Origin of the sequence: Hydrogenoanaerobacterium saccharovorans (assembly GCF_016901815.1) — a bacterium.
GTDB classification, from domain to species: domain Bacteria; phylum Bacillota; class Clostridia; order Oscillospirales; family Ruminococcaceae; genus Avimicrobium; species Avimicrobium caecorum.
In genome coordinates this window covers 205,807-218,952 of record NZ_JACSNR010000002.1, presented here as the reverse complement: position 1 = coordinate 218,952, position 13,146 = coordinate 205,807, and the positions used below count along the sequence as shown (strand labels likewise).

At 57.9% G+C, this 13,146-nt stretch carries 15 protein-coding genes and 1 pseudogene; 9 read left to right on the top strand and 7 right to left on the bottom strand.

Annotated features, from left to right (window positions below; all coding sequences use genetic code 11):
- Positions 1-326 precede the first annotated feature (326 nt).
- From H9X81_RS03360 to sfsA, 4 genes and pseudogenes are all read left to right on the top strand, one after another.
- Positions 327-689: pseudogene (locus H9X81_RS03360) on the top strand (hypothetical protein); the annotation flags it as partial.
- 54 nt (positions 690-743) lie between these two features.
- Positions 744-1,367: a hypothetical protein gene (locus H9X81_RS03355; RefSeq protein WP_204719805.1), complete on the top strand. Its 624-nt coding sequence runs from the start codon at positions 744-746 to the stop codon at positions 1,365-1,367.
- 23 nt (positions 1,368-1,390) lie between these two features.
- Positions 1,391-1,834: a cytidine deaminase gene (locus H9X81_RS03350; RefSeq protein WP_204719803.1), complete on the top strand. Its 444-nt coding sequence runs from the start codon at positions 1,391-1,393 to the stop codon at positions 1,832-1,834.
- 96 nt (positions 1,835-1,930) lie between these two features.
- Complete coding sequence (gene sfsA / locus H9X81_RS03345; RefSeq protein WP_204719801.1) at positions 1,931-2,626, top strand: DNA/RNA nuclease SfsA; 696 nt, start codon at positions 1,931-1,933, stop codon at positions 2,624-2,626.
- A gap of 55 nt (positions 2,627-2,681) precedes the next feature.
- Here sfsA and H9X81_RS03340 read toward each other — a convergent pair whose 3' ends face one another.
- The 5 genes from H9X81_RS03340 to nadE all read right to left on the bottom strand — a co-directional run bounded on the left by H9X81_RS03340 (position 2,682) and on the right by nadE (position 7,366).
- Entirely contained in the window at positions 2,682-3,200 is a 519-nt protein-coding gene (locus H9X81_RS03340) for a hypothetical protein (protein WP_204719799.1), read from the bottom strand.
- A gap of 97 nt (positions 3,201-3,297) precedes the next feature.
- On the bottom strand, positions 3,298-3,786 hold the full coding sequence (gene ybaK / locus H9X81_RS03335; protein ID WP_204719796.1) for a Cys-tRNA(Pro) deacylase: 489 nt from the start codon (positions 3,784-3,786) through the stop codon (positions 3,298-3,300).
- Between the two features lie 25 nt (positions 3,787-3,811).
- Complete coding sequence (locus H9X81_RS03330) at positions 3,812-5,170, bottom strand: PFL family protein (protein WP_191392205.1); 1,359 nt, start codon at positions 5,168-5,170, stop codon at positions 3,812-3,814.
- A gap of 18 nt (positions 5,171-5,188) precedes the next feature.
- Positions 5,189-5,461 (bottom strand): ACT domain-containing protein, encoded by a 273-nt coding sequence (locus H9X81_RS03325; protein ID WP_191392206.1) that lies wholly within the window; start codon positions 5,459-5,461, stop codon positions 5,189-5,191.
- 93 nt (positions 5,462-5,554) lie between these two features.
- The gene (gene nadE, locus H9X81_RS03320) at positions 5,555-7,366 is read right to left on the bottom strand and encodes an NAD(+) synthase (protein WP_204719794.1); all 1,812 of its coding nucleotides are present in this window, start codon (positions 7,364-7,366) and stop codon (positions 5,555-5,557) included.
- A 316-nt stretch (positions 7,367-7,682) separates the two neighbouring features.
- On the opposite strand from nadE, the gene H9X81_RS03315 reads away from it, so the two are divergent.
- Together H9X81_RS03315 and mnmA are read left to right on the top strand one after the other, a co-directional pair.
- Positions 7,683-8,495: a histidinol-phosphatase HisJ family protein gene (locus tag H9X81_RS03315; protein WP_204719792.1), complete on the top strand. Its 813-nt coding sequence runs from the start codon at positions 7,683-7,685 to the stop codon at positions 8,493-8,495.
- A gap of 15 nt (positions 8,496-8,510) precedes the next feature.
- Positions 8,511-9,584: a tRNA 2-thiouridine(34) synthase MnmA gene (gene mnmA / locus H9X81_RS03310; protein ID WP_204719790.1), complete on the top strand. Its 1,074-nt coding sequence runs from the start codon at positions 8,511-8,513 to the stop codon at positions 9,582-9,584.
- A gap of 104 nt (positions 9,585-9,688) precedes the next feature.
- On the opposite strand, the gene H9X81_RS03305 is transcribed toward mnmA, so the two are convergent.
- Positions 9,689-10,153: a COG2426 family protein gene (locus H9X81_RS03305; RefSeq protein WP_204719788.1), complete on the bottom strand. Its 465-nt coding sequence runs from the start codon at positions 10,151-10,153 to the stop codon at positions 9,689-9,691.
- Positions 10,153-11,583, bottom strand: coding sequence for a flippase (locus H9X81_RS03300; RefSeq protein ID WP_204719786.1), 1,431 nt, complete (start codon positions 11,581-11,583; stop codon positions 10,153-10,155). The genes H9X81_RS03305 and H9X81_RS03300 overlap by 1 nt, the downstream gene beginning before the upstream one ends.
- Positions 11,584-11,777: 194 nt before the next feature.
- Here H9X81_RS03300 and H9X81_RS03295 point away from each other — a divergent pair, with 194 nt between their 5' ends.
- The 3 genes from H9X81_RS03295 to H9X81_RS03290 all read left to right on the top strand — a co-directional run bounded on the left by H9X81_RS03295 (position 11,778) and on the right by H9X81_RS03290 (position 13,041).
- A complete protein-coding gene (locus H9X81_RS03295) occupies positions 11,778-12,365 on the top strand; it encodes a hypothetical protein (protein ID WP_204719784.1) in 588 nt (195 codons plus the stop codon).
- Between the two features lie 27 nt (positions 12,366-12,392).
- Positions 12,393-12,521 (top strand): hypothetical protein, encoded by a 129-nt coding sequence (locus tag H9X81_RS11945; RefSeq protein ID WP_275951249.1) that lies wholly within the window; start codon positions 12,393-12,395, stop codon positions 12,519-12,521.
- Between the two features lie 139 nt (positions 12,522-12,660).
- A complete protein-coding gene (locus H9X81_RS03290; protein ID WP_191392214.1) occupies positions 12,661-13,041 on the top strand; it encodes a Rid family detoxifying hydrolase in 381 nt (126 codons plus the stop codon).
- Positions 13,042-13,146 lie beyond the last annotated feature (105 nt).

The following is a 13,146-nucleotide window of genomic DNA, read 5'->3' as shown; positions in this document are numbered from 1 at the left end:
CGTTATTTTCCCTTTTTAGCCTCTCTGTGCTAGATTAAAGGTTGTTTTGATTTGTTTCATTATACTCCCAGTTTCTGCCCCTGTCAATGCCGACAGACCAGTTCCGGGAATTTTGTGGGACTGCATAAATCGACAGCGGAAATTTCATCAGCTGTTGACACTTTATCAGGCGAAAGTTATACTGAAAACAGACAGAATCCGGATACAAGCCCATCGCTGAGCCGGTGGGGAAATGGATAAAGGAGGCAGGATAGTATGATCCGGTGGCTGGAGGAAGAGAGCGGCGAGGGACGGTTTGAGAGCGCCTTTTCCGCAATGATGAGAACGAAGGGGAACTGATCGTCTACGCAGACAGCAGCAATCCCGATTACAGGGAATGTTCCGAGCGGTGTGTGGAGGCGTTCAATGCCCTGTCCGAAGCGGCAGTCCGGGAGATCTGCGGGCAGCTTGCGGCGTGCGTGGAGGAGGGCGGCCTGGACGAGGCTGACGGGCTTTCCGATCCGCGGGATATTCTGCGGTACTGCTGGTTTGCGGCGCTGTATATGGATATGGCAGGAGCAGAGGACGAAGTGGGCTATGTCGTGGAGGGCGAAGGCGACTGGGGCGAGCCGGTGGGCTTTGCTGTGAAGGGCGACCGGGTCACCTATGTGGGCCCCGATTATCTGGAGGCCATGGAGAACCCCTACTGACGCCCCGGACGATAGTGCAGCCCTGTCTTTGATTTCAGGAAAGGAGCGAGTGCGATGAAAATCCGTTCATGGTGCCTGCGCATGGCAGCCATGCTGCTGGCTCTGGGACTGGCTGTGATGCCGGCAGCGGCAGAAACAGTCCTTGTGGACTATCAGGATACCTATGAATACAGCTACACCTGGCGTGTGACAGACGGATGGGCGCCCGGCTGGGCGGATGTGCGCATGGAGGCGGAGGTCCTCTATGACCAGAGCACCGGAGAATGGCATCTGGCCCGTACCGATATACGGGCAGTTCGCGGCTTCTGTACCTCCAGCAAGGCCATCGAGGAGATACCGATGAGCGCCTATCTGATCACAGGCGGAGAGAATCCACGGCTGGAGCTGAAGTGCGATACCGTGCTGGAATATGAATATGGCCCGTTTTCCAGGTATCAGGATCTGAAACAGGAGTATACCTTCCAGCTGGACGAGCCGGGCGATGTGCTGGCTCCAGGGGTACCGGCGGAGGGAAGGATGGATCTCCGCACCTATCTGAGCCTGGCTCTGGGCTTCCTGATGTGGCCTCCGGTGGTTCTGCTTATCGCTTACCTGCTCTGGCGGCGCTTCAAAAAGCGACTGGACGCCATTCAGCCAATGGAAACGCCTGGCTCTGACCGGGAAGTGAAGCAGGAGTAACAGACTGAAAGGAGAAAAGTCCCGTGGACATCTGGGAAACACTCTATGAAAAAGCACGGGGGGAATATCATCCGGAAGATGTTACCCCATTTATCCATGCGCATCATGTGGTGTGCGCTCTGGAAAGCGTGGATGGTCGGATTTATACCGGCTTCTGCATTGAGAGCTGCTGCGGTGTGATGGATCTCTGCGCAGAGCGCACAGCAGCGCTGAATATGTATATGAACAGCGGTCAGACCCAGATCCGGCGGCTGATCGCCTTCCGGGACCGGCCTCCGTTTGGCGAGGAGAGCGGAATGCCCTGCGGGGCCTGCCGAGAATTCCTGATGCAGCTGGACCCCCGGAACCGGGATCTGGAGATCCTGGTGGACTATGAGAGCCGACAGACCGTTACGCTGGGGGAACTGATGCCTGCCTGGTGGGGTGAGCCCCGGTACAGGGCATCTGCCGAGCCGTCAGCCGAATGAACCCATCGCCCTTCGTTGATATGCGGAGGGCGGTTTTTGTTGCCGTCCGGGGAAAACTGTGGTATGGTAAGGGGAAGAAAGCAGGTGACTGACCCTATGCAGTATGAATCCATCTTCCCCGCCCGGTTCCTCGCCCGGCCCAACCGTTTCACCGCCCTCTGCCGCTTGGAGGACGGCGCCGACATCGTCTGCCATGTGCGCAACACCGGACGCTGTGCCGAGCTGTTCCGTCCCGGCTGCCGGGTATGGGTGCAGCACAATCCTTCTTCCACCCGTAAGACCGCCTGGACCCTCATCACTGTGGACAAGGACGGGGTGCTGGTGAATGTGGATTCGCTGGCGCCCAACAAGCTCTTTGCCGAGGCGGTGACAAAGGGAATTCTGGTGCCGGCCTCCCTGAGCCGGGTGGAACAGATGCGCCCCGAAGTGAAGCTGGGCTCCTCCCGGCTGGACTGGCAGCTCACCGGGCCGGAGGGGCGGCTCTGGTGTGAGGTCAAGGGCGTAACGCTGGAACAGGACGGCACTGCCCTCTTTCCCGATGCGCCCACCCTCCGGGGGCTGGGCCATGTGGAGACCCTCCGGCGGCTGAGATCTGAGGGGGATTTTGCCATGGCGGCTTTCCTGGTGCAGATGGAGGGCATCCGCCGGTTCCGGCCCAATACCGCGGCCCAGCCGGACTTTGCCCGGGCACTCCGGGAGGCCCGGGAAGCCGGGGTGGAGATTGTCTGCTGCGGCTGCCGGGTCACTCCCGATTCGGTGGAGCCGGCCTATCTCATACCGGTGGAGCTCTGAAAAACAAAAAAGACCGTGCGCTTTCCGACAGAACGGGAAACGCACGGTCTTTTTATCATTCCGGACAGGAGCACACGGTGCGGCGCAGGTACCAGGCGGCAAAGAAGTCCAGCACAAAGCAGCACAGGCACAGGGTACAGCACAGGGCCCCGAAGAGGGAGATCCTGCCCCGGCTCCAAAGCAGGCGGACAGCACTGACGGCATACCAGGAGGAGGTGAGCAAAAGCAGGTAGTCACAGAACGCCATGAGCATCACCAGCAGCGGAGATACGATGGTGAAAATCGGGACTACCATCACCAGGATCAGCACACCACCCAGCAGGAAGATCCCCAGATAGAAGGGGATATGCGCCAGCTTGACCCACAGGGCTGTTTTTGTCAGGGCAGCGGTATCCCCGGCTCGGCGGAGCTGTCCTGCCCGGCAGAAACTGCACAGATAGACCGGCACAGTGAGCAGGGTATAGAGGGTCAGAAACCGGGAAAAGGCATCGGCATCCGGCAGGGAAAGGCTGATGAGAATGAGATAGGGCCATACCGCCAGGATGATGGGCTGATACTGCCAGAAACGGCGCATGGGGAAAGCCTCCTTTCAAAGGGTGGATCATACCGCGGCAAAAACAGCCCGGCAGAGGCTGTGACCTCCGGCGGGCTGTTTGGAAATCAGGGGTAAATCACCCGGCTGTGATGGCAGCAGTCCTGGCGCCGATGAAATCGATGAGCGCCTTGGGGTCCATCTCGATCTGCATGCCGATTTTACCGGCACTGAATACGATGGTATCCAGGGGAAGGCAGCTCTCGTCCAGCACGGTGACAAACTGCTTTTTCATGCCGATGGGGGAGCAGCCGCCCCGGATATAGCCGGTGAGCTTGTTGATGTCCGCCACATGGATCATCTCCACCGACTTTTCCCCGACACTGCGGGCAGCCGCTTTGAGATCCAGTTCGGCTGCCACCGGAATCACAAATACATAGTGTTCCCGGCTGTGTCCCACTGTCACCAGGGTCTTGTAGACCTTTTCCACCGGCAGACCGGTCTTCTGGGCGACAGTCACGCCGTCCACAGCAGTGCCGTCATTTTCATAGGTATGGACCGTGTAGGTCAGTTTTGCCTTGTCCAGCGCACGGATGGCGTTGGTCTTTTCCAGTTTTTCCTTTGCCATGAGTCAGGCTTCCTTTTTTAATGAGTTAGTTCTTGAGGCTCTGGAGCGGAGCGGGAATGTGTCCGCCCCGGTTGATGAATACCTCCGGCGAATTGCGGTTGACCTTGATAACCGGGCCATATCCCAGCAGACCGCCGAAGGTGAGGGTCTCGCCTTCCTTGCGGCCCACAGCCGGGATCACACGCACAGCGGTGGTCTTGGAGTTGACCATGCCGATGGCAGCTTCGTCGGCGATGATGCCCGAGATGATTGCCGGGGTGGTATCGCCGGGAATGATGATCATATCCAGCCCCACCGAGCAGACCGCGGTCATGGCCTCGAGCTTTTCAATGGAGAGGGCGCCGGTGGTGACAGCGTCGATCATGCCGGCATCCTCCGATACCGGGATAAAGGCGCCGGACAGGCCGCCGACCCGGCTGGACGCCATGACGCCGCCCTTCTTGACTGCGTCATTGAGCATGGCAAGGGTGGCAGTGGTGCCATGGGCGCCGCACTGTTCCAGACCCATCTCCTCGAGGATATGGGCCACCGAGTCGCCCACCGCCGGGGTGGGAGCCAGGGACAGATCCACAATGCCGAAGGGCACGCCCAGACGGCGGCTGGCTTCGGTGCCCACCAGCTGACCCATACGGGTGATCTTGAAGGCGGTCTTCTTGATGATGTCGGCAATCTCGTCAATGGGCAGGGTCTTGTCCACCTTGGCAAGGGCGGCACGCACAACACCGGGGCCGGATACACCCACATGGATGACACAGTCGGGTTCACCCACGCCGTGGAAGGCGCCAGCCATGAAGGGGTTGTCCTCCGGAGCGTTGCAGAACACCACCAGCTTGGCACAGCCGATGCACTCCTTGTAGGCAGTGAGCTCGGCGGTCTCCTTGACAATCTCACCCATGAGCTTGATGGCATCCAGGTTGAGGCCGGCCTTGGTGGAGCCGATGTTCACTGACGAGCAGACATTTTCGGTTTCATCCATGGCACGGGGAATGGAGCGGATCAGTTCCAGGTCACCGGCGGAGAACCCCTTGTGCACCAGGGCAGAATAGCCGCCGATGAAGTTGACGCCAACGGTATCCGCTGCCCGCTGGAGGGCCTTGGCATACTTGACCGGATCGCCGCCGCTGGCAGCCACCAGCATGGCGATGGGAGTTACCGAAATGCGCTTGTTGATGATGGGAATGCCATAGGTGCGTTCGATGTCCTCACCGGTTTTCACCAGGTCCTTTGCCAGACGGGTGATCTTGTTGTAGACCTTTTCACAGGAGCGGTCGATGTCGCTGTCAGCGCAGTCCAGCAGCGAAATACCCATGGTGATGGTACGCACATCCAGACAGTCCTCATCGATCATCTTGATCGTTTCCAGAATATCGTTTACATTCAGCATGGTAATAAGTCCTCCCGGTCAGATGCGGTGCATCGAATTGAAAATATCCTCGTGCATGACATGAACAACCAGACCCACATCCTTGGTCAGGGCATTCAGACGGTCGGACAGTTCAGGCAGCGGACAGCTCAGCTTGGAAACATCCACCAGCATAACCATGGCGAAGATGTCGTCCTCAAAGACAGACTGGGTCACATCCAGGATATTGGCATTGGTGGCAGCGCATTCTGTGGCAACAGTGGCGACAATGCCCACCATGTCCTTGCCTACAACGGTAATTACAGCACGCATAAATAAAGGTCCTCCTTGAAAAGCGGTGAGATGTGTGGCGAATATAGAAGATATTGTACCATTCTGCAGGAACGCGGTCAAGAACTTTCAAATTCAGTTTTCCAGTTCCCGGAGGAGTGTCCTTGCGCTCATATCAGACGGCACTGAAAAGTCCATGGAAGAAAGACCGAAGTCGGTGATTGCCGCCGCTTCCGGAGCGACCGAACGCTTGAACTGTCCGCCCACGAAACGGCGCAGGAAGGTGGCAAGCCAGGTGCGGAGCTGTTCTTCGGTATAGCGGTCATCAAAGGCATTCTCCGCATAGAAGAGCAGCTTTTTGGGCGAGAATCCATATTTTACAAAGTAGTAGAGATAGAAGTCATGCACCTCATAATCCCCGAGGATCTCCTCGGTTTTCTGGGTGATGGAACCGCTTTCATCCGGCGGCAGCAGCTCAGGACTGATGGGGGTGTCCAGAATATCCCGGAGAATGGCAGCGAGTTCCGCATCGGTGCTCTCCTCTGCCAGCATGGCAACAATCCGGCGAATGGCGGTCTTGGGCACTGTGACATTGACATTGTATCCCGCCAGGGCATCGCCGCCGAAGGTGCACCAGCCCAGTGCCTCCTCGGTGAGGTCGCCGGTGCCCACTACAATGCCGCCGATCTGGTTGCCAAGATCCAGCAGGATCTGGGTGCGTTCCCGGGCCTGGGCATTCTCATAGGTGACATCGTGCCGGTCCAGTGGATGGCCGATGTCCGCCAGGTGCTGCCCCACCGCCGGGACAATGGAAATATCCATGGTGGACATACCCAGCTTCCGGGGCAGATCCAGGGCGTTCTGATGGGTGCGGTCACTGGTGCCGAACCCGGGCATGGTCACCGCGAGGATATGATCCGGGGAGAGGCGCATGAGCTGGGCCGCCCGATGGCAGACCAGCAGGGCCAGGGTGGAATCCAGGCCGCCCGAGATGCCCACCACAGCCCGGTCGATGCCGGTATTGGAAAGGCGGGCTGCCAGCGAATGGCTCTGGAGTTCGAACCACTCCCGGAGGGTGCGGCGTTCGGCTTCCGGTTCCATGGGCAGGTAGGGGGTAGAGGAGAAGCTGCGCAGGGCATAGTCGTGGGGCACGGCCGGGAAGCGGTACGCTGCCGGAGCCGGAGCGGCGGGCAGGGTATCCCGGGAGCGGCGGACAATGTCCAGATCGATGTCGTAGCAGAGGGAGGCGGACTGACCGAACTCCGCCTGGACGCTTACGGTTTCACCGGCTTCGGCGATGACCGCAAAGCCCCGGTAGCAGACCGGATGGGAGCTGTCCGACCCGGCGCCGCAGCAGAGGACAGCGGCACAGCCCAGTTCCCGGCTCAGGACGCTGAGGGCCTGTTCTGCCCGGTCGGCGCTGCCCACTCTGGCAGGCTCATAGCAGGGCAGCAGCAGACAGTCGCAGTCCCCGGCAAGGGAGCCGTACTGAAGCGCCTTGCCGGCATCACAGCCGGGGAGCACCCGCAGCCGGGCGCCGCCTGCCTCAAAGACTGCCGAGGCGGGCAGGAAGCCCTCGGGGAGCGGCCCTTCGGGGACGGAGGGCGGCAGTACAAAGCCCAGCAGTTCGCCCTGCCGGAGGGCAGCCATGGCGGAAACGGTCACACCGTGGAGCGAAACCGGCAGTCCCACAAAGAGGAGCGAGGGCAGTTCCCGGAGATCCTCTGCCAGACGGGAGAGCTCCTGACGGCAGAGACCCAGCATGAACCCCTGCCGGCGCAGCGACTGGGCGGAGGGGGGCAGCAGAATATCCGAGGGCAGCAGGATCACATCCGGGGAGTGGGCGCCTGCCTTTTTGATCTCCTCGGTGAGATATTTCCGGCAGCCCGCAGGACTTCCCGGGTCCACCCGTCCGGTGACGGCGGCAATTCGAATCAGGTTCAGCATAATGATCGCTCCTTTCTCAAAGCGGGAGGGTTAAATTCTGTCTTTTATCTTACCACAAATCAGTTTTGCCGGAAATGGATACATCGTAAATTTTGGGCACGGAACAAAAACTTTTTCCGGCAGTTTTCCCATGCAAAAAGGCAGGGAACAATCTCTCTGCCCAATTTTATGCCTCAGAGAATATTCGTCCGTTTGGTCCCCGGCACAACCCAGATCATGGAAGAGAAAAGCCACTTTTCACGCCACTGGTTCTATGGTAGAATAAGAGCATGAAACGGCGCAGTCAATGCGTCTGTAAGGAGTTGAATCATTCGCTATGTATATCAATCTGTTTGACAGCCATGTTCATTCGGACAATTCCCCTGAGGGCCGGGATCTGGTGACCGCTCTCTGCTCTGCGGCGGTGGACAAGGGGATCTCGGGCATCTGCATCACCGATGCCTGCGATATGGAGGAGTTTGAGGAGCAGAAATACGGCAAGCGTCTGATGTATTCCTGCTTTGCTGCCCATAAGGCACAGGATATTTTCTCCCAGCAGCTCATTGTCACCAACGGCGTGGAGATGTGCCAGCCCCTGGCTGACCCCGACCGGGCGGTACAGGTGATCGGTGAGAACCGGTTTGACTTTGTGCTGGGCTCCCTGCACAAGACCCGGAAATACGGCGATATGATGATGCTCAACTATGCCCATCCGGCGCTGGATCTGCAGGATGTGTTCCGCTCCTATTATGAGGAGCTGCTGGAAGTGGTGCAGTGGGGTCATTTCGACAGCCTGGCCCATCTGGGCTATCCGCTGCGGTATCTGAAGCCCTATAACCGCACGGTGGATCTGGCACAGATCGACGATGTATTTGCCGAGATCATGAAGAGCCTGGTGGCTCAGGGCAAGGCGCTGGAACTCAATACCGGCGGCCTGCGCATGGAGATCGAAGCCTTTACCCCGTCCAACAAGTACCTGCAGATGTACAAGGATTACGGCGGTGAGATGATCACCATCGGTTCGGATGCCGAGTGCTGCAACGACATCGGCTGCGACATCCAGGCCGGCCTGGAACTGCTCAAGAGCGTCGGCTTCAAATACTTTACTGTTTACAAGAACCGTCAGCCGGTTATGCTGCGGCTGCTCTGATCTGGGAGGACCCCAATGAGTGATACAAAAAAGAAGATCCTGGTGGGCATGAGCGGCGGTGTGGACAGTTCCGCGGCGGCGCTGATCCTCCGGGACCAGGGCCATGAGGTAGCGGGACTCACCTTTGAGCTGTGGGACAGCGAGGACGGCACCTGCGGCACCCAGAACGATGTCCGGGACGCCGCCGAAGTCTGCCGGGTGCTGGGGATTCCCCACTTTGTGGTGGATTTCCGCAAGGAGTTCCGCCAGCAGGTAATGGAGCGCTTTGTGCAGGATTACCGTCATGGACTCACCCCCAATCCCTGCGTGGACTGCAACCGCACCATCAAGTTTGCCGCCTTTGCCGATAAGGCGAAGAAACTGGGCTATGACTATATTGCCACCGGTCACTATGGACGGGTGGACTATGACCCGGCAGACGGGCGCTGGCATCTGACCATGGGGGACGATGACAGCAAGGACCAGAGCTATGTGCTGTGGTCGCTGACCCAGGAGCAGCTTTCCCGGATGGTGCTGCCCCTCTATCCCTACCGCAAGGAGCAGATCCGGGAGATGGCACGGCAGGCCGGGCTTCCGGTCTTTGCCAAAAAGGACAGCCAGGATATCTGCTTTATTCCCGATGGGGATTTTGCCTCTTTCCTCTGCCGCTATACCGGTGAGGAGCCGCCCAAGGGTAGTTTCATCGACCGGGATGGCAAGGTGCTGGGCACCCATGAGGGGATCTGGCGGTACACCATCGGACAGCGCCGGGGATTGGGCATCGGCTTCGGACAGCGGATGTTCGTCTGCGGCATCGACCCGGAGCAGAACACAGTCACCCTCACTTCCGGCGAGGGACTGTTCCGCAGCACCCTCACCGCCGGGGAAGTGAACCTCATCGAGGTGGAAGCCCTCACCGGACCGGTACGGGTCACAGCCAAGATCCGCTATGCGGCAAAGCCGGCAGAAGCCCTGCTCACCCCTCTGGCAGACGGACGGGTGCAGGTGGTGTTTGATGAGCCCCAGCGGGCCATCACCCCGGGACAGTCGGTGGTGTTCTACCAGGGACGCCGGGTATTCGGCGGCGGCAAGATTGAACGCCCCCTGTAAAACAAAAAATCAGCGTCCCCTGACCGGCAGCAGCACGGTGCGGGGGACGCTTTTTGTTTGGGGCAGAAAAAATCCACCCCGCCGGACGGAGTGGAGAAAGGCATTCAGGCGAACAGGGACAGGAATCCGAATACGCCGCTGGAGGCCAGCCACATGATGATGCCGCTGGTGACTACGCCCAGGGAGATGGCACAGAAGGCCGGACGGAGCTTCATCTGCAGCAGGGTGGCGATGAGGCAGCCGGTCCAGGCACCAGTGCCGGGCAGGGGGATCGCCACAAAGATATAGAGGCCCAGCAGTTCATAGCTGCCCAGCTTGCCGATCTTGCGGTTGCCGATGTCGATGATCTTCTGGAAGAAGTGTCCCACCTTGGGCCAGGTAGCGCACCAGAACAGCACCCGCCGGGCAAAGACCACCAGAATGGGCACCGGCAGGATATTACCGATGACCGAGATCAGGTAGGTCTGCCACATGGGGATTCCCCAGGCCATTCCCAGCGGGATAGCGCCCCGGAGCTCGATGACGGGCACCATCGAAAGAAAGAATAGAAAGAGTTTTTTTGTCAGCATTAAATGCCAGCCCTCCTTTTCAGGATAAATGCCCGGTAGAACCGGTCTGCCACAAACAGGATTCCCCGCAGGTTCACCAGGAGCATGGCAAGGAGTGTCAGCGACTCCCAAAGATACAGATATTTGTCATTCTGCATGAGCAGCCAGGACTGAAGCCCCAGAAGCAGCGAATTGAGCAGCAGTTTTTTCAGATCCAGGTCGATGCGGAACAGCCGCCGGGTATCGATGGCCCGGATAATGAAGATGAATATATAGCTGATGGCAGTGGCGCCCGCGGCGCCGTTGAGCCCGTAGACCGGGATCAGGTAGTAGTTGAGGATTACATTGAGAAGCGCCCCCAGGAAAATGGTCACCATAGCCATGATATTCTTCTTGCTCGCCATATAGAAGGAGGCAAAGTAGGAGGAGAAGCAGCTGAACACCACTGAAACCACCAGCAGAGGCGTATACTGCCAGGCTTCGAAGAAGGCATCGGACACCAGCAGGTGCATCAGCGGCTTGATGAGCAGCAGAATGCCGCCCGCCGCCAGAAAGACAATGGTCTGGTAGCTTTTGAAGATGTTGGAGTAGAACTGTTCCCGGTCATCGCTCTCCCGCTCGCCGATGGCAGAGAGCTGCCAGGCCTGGGTGAAGATCGCTGAGATCACCGAGATGATGGTGGGCAGTTTGTAGGCCACCGAATAGATGCCGTTCTGGGCCTCACCCATATAATAGGTGACGAAGAACCGGTCGGATACATTGGTGATGCTCCACATGATGGTAGCGGGGATCAGGGGCAGGGAGTAGATGATCATCTCCCGGACCGTTTCCCGGCGGATGCCCTTCCACCAGCGCATATAGCGGTAGAGCCGGGCGGCGATCCACAGAAAGACCATGGATACCACATTGGAGAGGACAACCGAGAGGATATATCCGTACATACCCCATTTCATTACCACCAGGAACAGAACATTGAAGAACACAGTGGAGAGGGTATTGAGGATACCATTGAAGGCAAAGAGCCGCACCAGACCCATGGCCCGGACAAACTGGGCCGATACGCCCTGCAAAGCCGCAGCCAGCACATAGATGTAGATCAGGGCGGTGTAGTCGGAGATCATGTCGATCTTTTTCATCACCGGCCAGAAGATCAGGAAGATGCCGAAGCCCGCCAGCGATACCCAGATGCCGGTGGAAAAGACGTCCCGGCGCTTGTAGGCGTGATCCATGCCGAAGCGGATCACACCGTCATTGATGGAGACGATCACCAGCGGCAGCAGCATATTGGATACATTCACGACCACATCCATGGCGCCGTATTCCGCTGTGGTGAGCACCGAGGTATAAAGAGGCATCAAAAGAAATACCAGCAGCTTTGAACCGAAGGTACCCAGGGCAAAGATGATGGTATTGGAGATCAGGGTGGTATATTTATTTCTGGCGTCGGACATGAGCCTCCGTCCCCCTGTCAGCCGAAAAAGTTCTCTAAGAATACTATAATACCATTTTTACCGGAAGTTATCAACAAAGCGTAAATTATGCACGAATTGGCAAATTGACTTTCGGTTCAGCACGGGATAAAATGGAATTGTAAAAGTTTTCTGTATTAAACAGCTGAAGTGAGGCCGTAAAGGAGGTCCTTGTGATGAAACTGCGTTCGCTGTGGGCAGCCCTGCTGGCAGCTGCCCTGTTCCTGACCGGATGTACGCCGTCCGGTTCCCCGTCTGAACCGGAGACCAGCGGCTATGATCTGACCGGGCTCACCAATGAATATCTGGCGCCCATTGCCATCTCCGGCATCGGGGCAGTGAACTGGGAAGACCCTTCCGAACTCAGCCCGGATCAGCTGCTCAGCTATTATGTAGTCTGGGCCATGCCGGTGGAGCGCAATCTTGAGGAGCCCGAAAAAGTTCCCGCCGAGGAGCTGGAACAGAAGCTCCAGGAACGGTTCGATGTATCAGCAGAGCTGCTGCGCCAGTCCGAATATTATGACCCGGAGACCGGCCTGTATACCCCGGGATATGTGGGGAGTTCCGCCCGGTATGAGGTGACCGGAGCCCGGGAAGAAGATGGCTGTCTGCTGCTCGACTATGAATATTACAGCCCGGCGGATGACAAGACGGTGATCCGCCAGGGAACACTGACCCTGGAGAAGTATGGCGATGGATACCGGTATCTGTCCTGTGTGACCGAACCGGTGCCGTCAGAACCCCAGTCCCGGACCGGTGACTGATGTTAATGCCAAGAGGAGGAAAATTCTATGCCAAGAGCTCTGATTCTGCTGCCATTGATGCTCGTGATCCAGGGGGCGATCCTTTACCTGCTGCTGCGGCTGGTGTGGAGGCTCTTCCGCCGGTGGGACCGTCAGGACAGGGAAGACCGTTTCTGATCCGCACCGGGAAGCGGTCCCCATACAGGGACTGGAATTTTATTTGACTTTTAGTGCCGTCCGTTATACAATAATCTTGTAGTGATCGGACAAGTTCTGTCCGGCTGCGAAACTTTTTTAAGAAAAGGAATGATTTAGAATGAAGAAGCAGGTTTCTACTCCGAACGCTCCCGCAGCAATCGGCCCGTACTCTCAGGCTATTAAGGCTGGCAACACCATTTATGTATCCGGCCAGCTCCCCATCGACCCCAAGACCGGTGCTTTCCCCGGCAATGACATCGCTTCTCAGACCAAGCAGTCTCTGGAGAACATCAAGGCTATTCTGGAGTCCGAGGGCTACACCATGGCTGATATCGTAAAGACCACCTGCCTGCTGGACAGCATCGCTGACTTCGGCGCTATGAACGAAGTATATGCTACCTTCTTCGCTGACGCTGCTCCCGCAAGAGCTGCTTTCGAAGTTGGCAAGCTGCCCAAGGATGCTCTGATCGAGATCGAGGCTGTTGCTTACAAGGACTAACCTTGTGCCGTTTCTGATATTCTGACGATAGAATAACCGGATCGACCGCAAACGGGCGGCGGGCTTTTGCCCGTCGCCTGTTTTTATATCCGGCTGTATAAATAA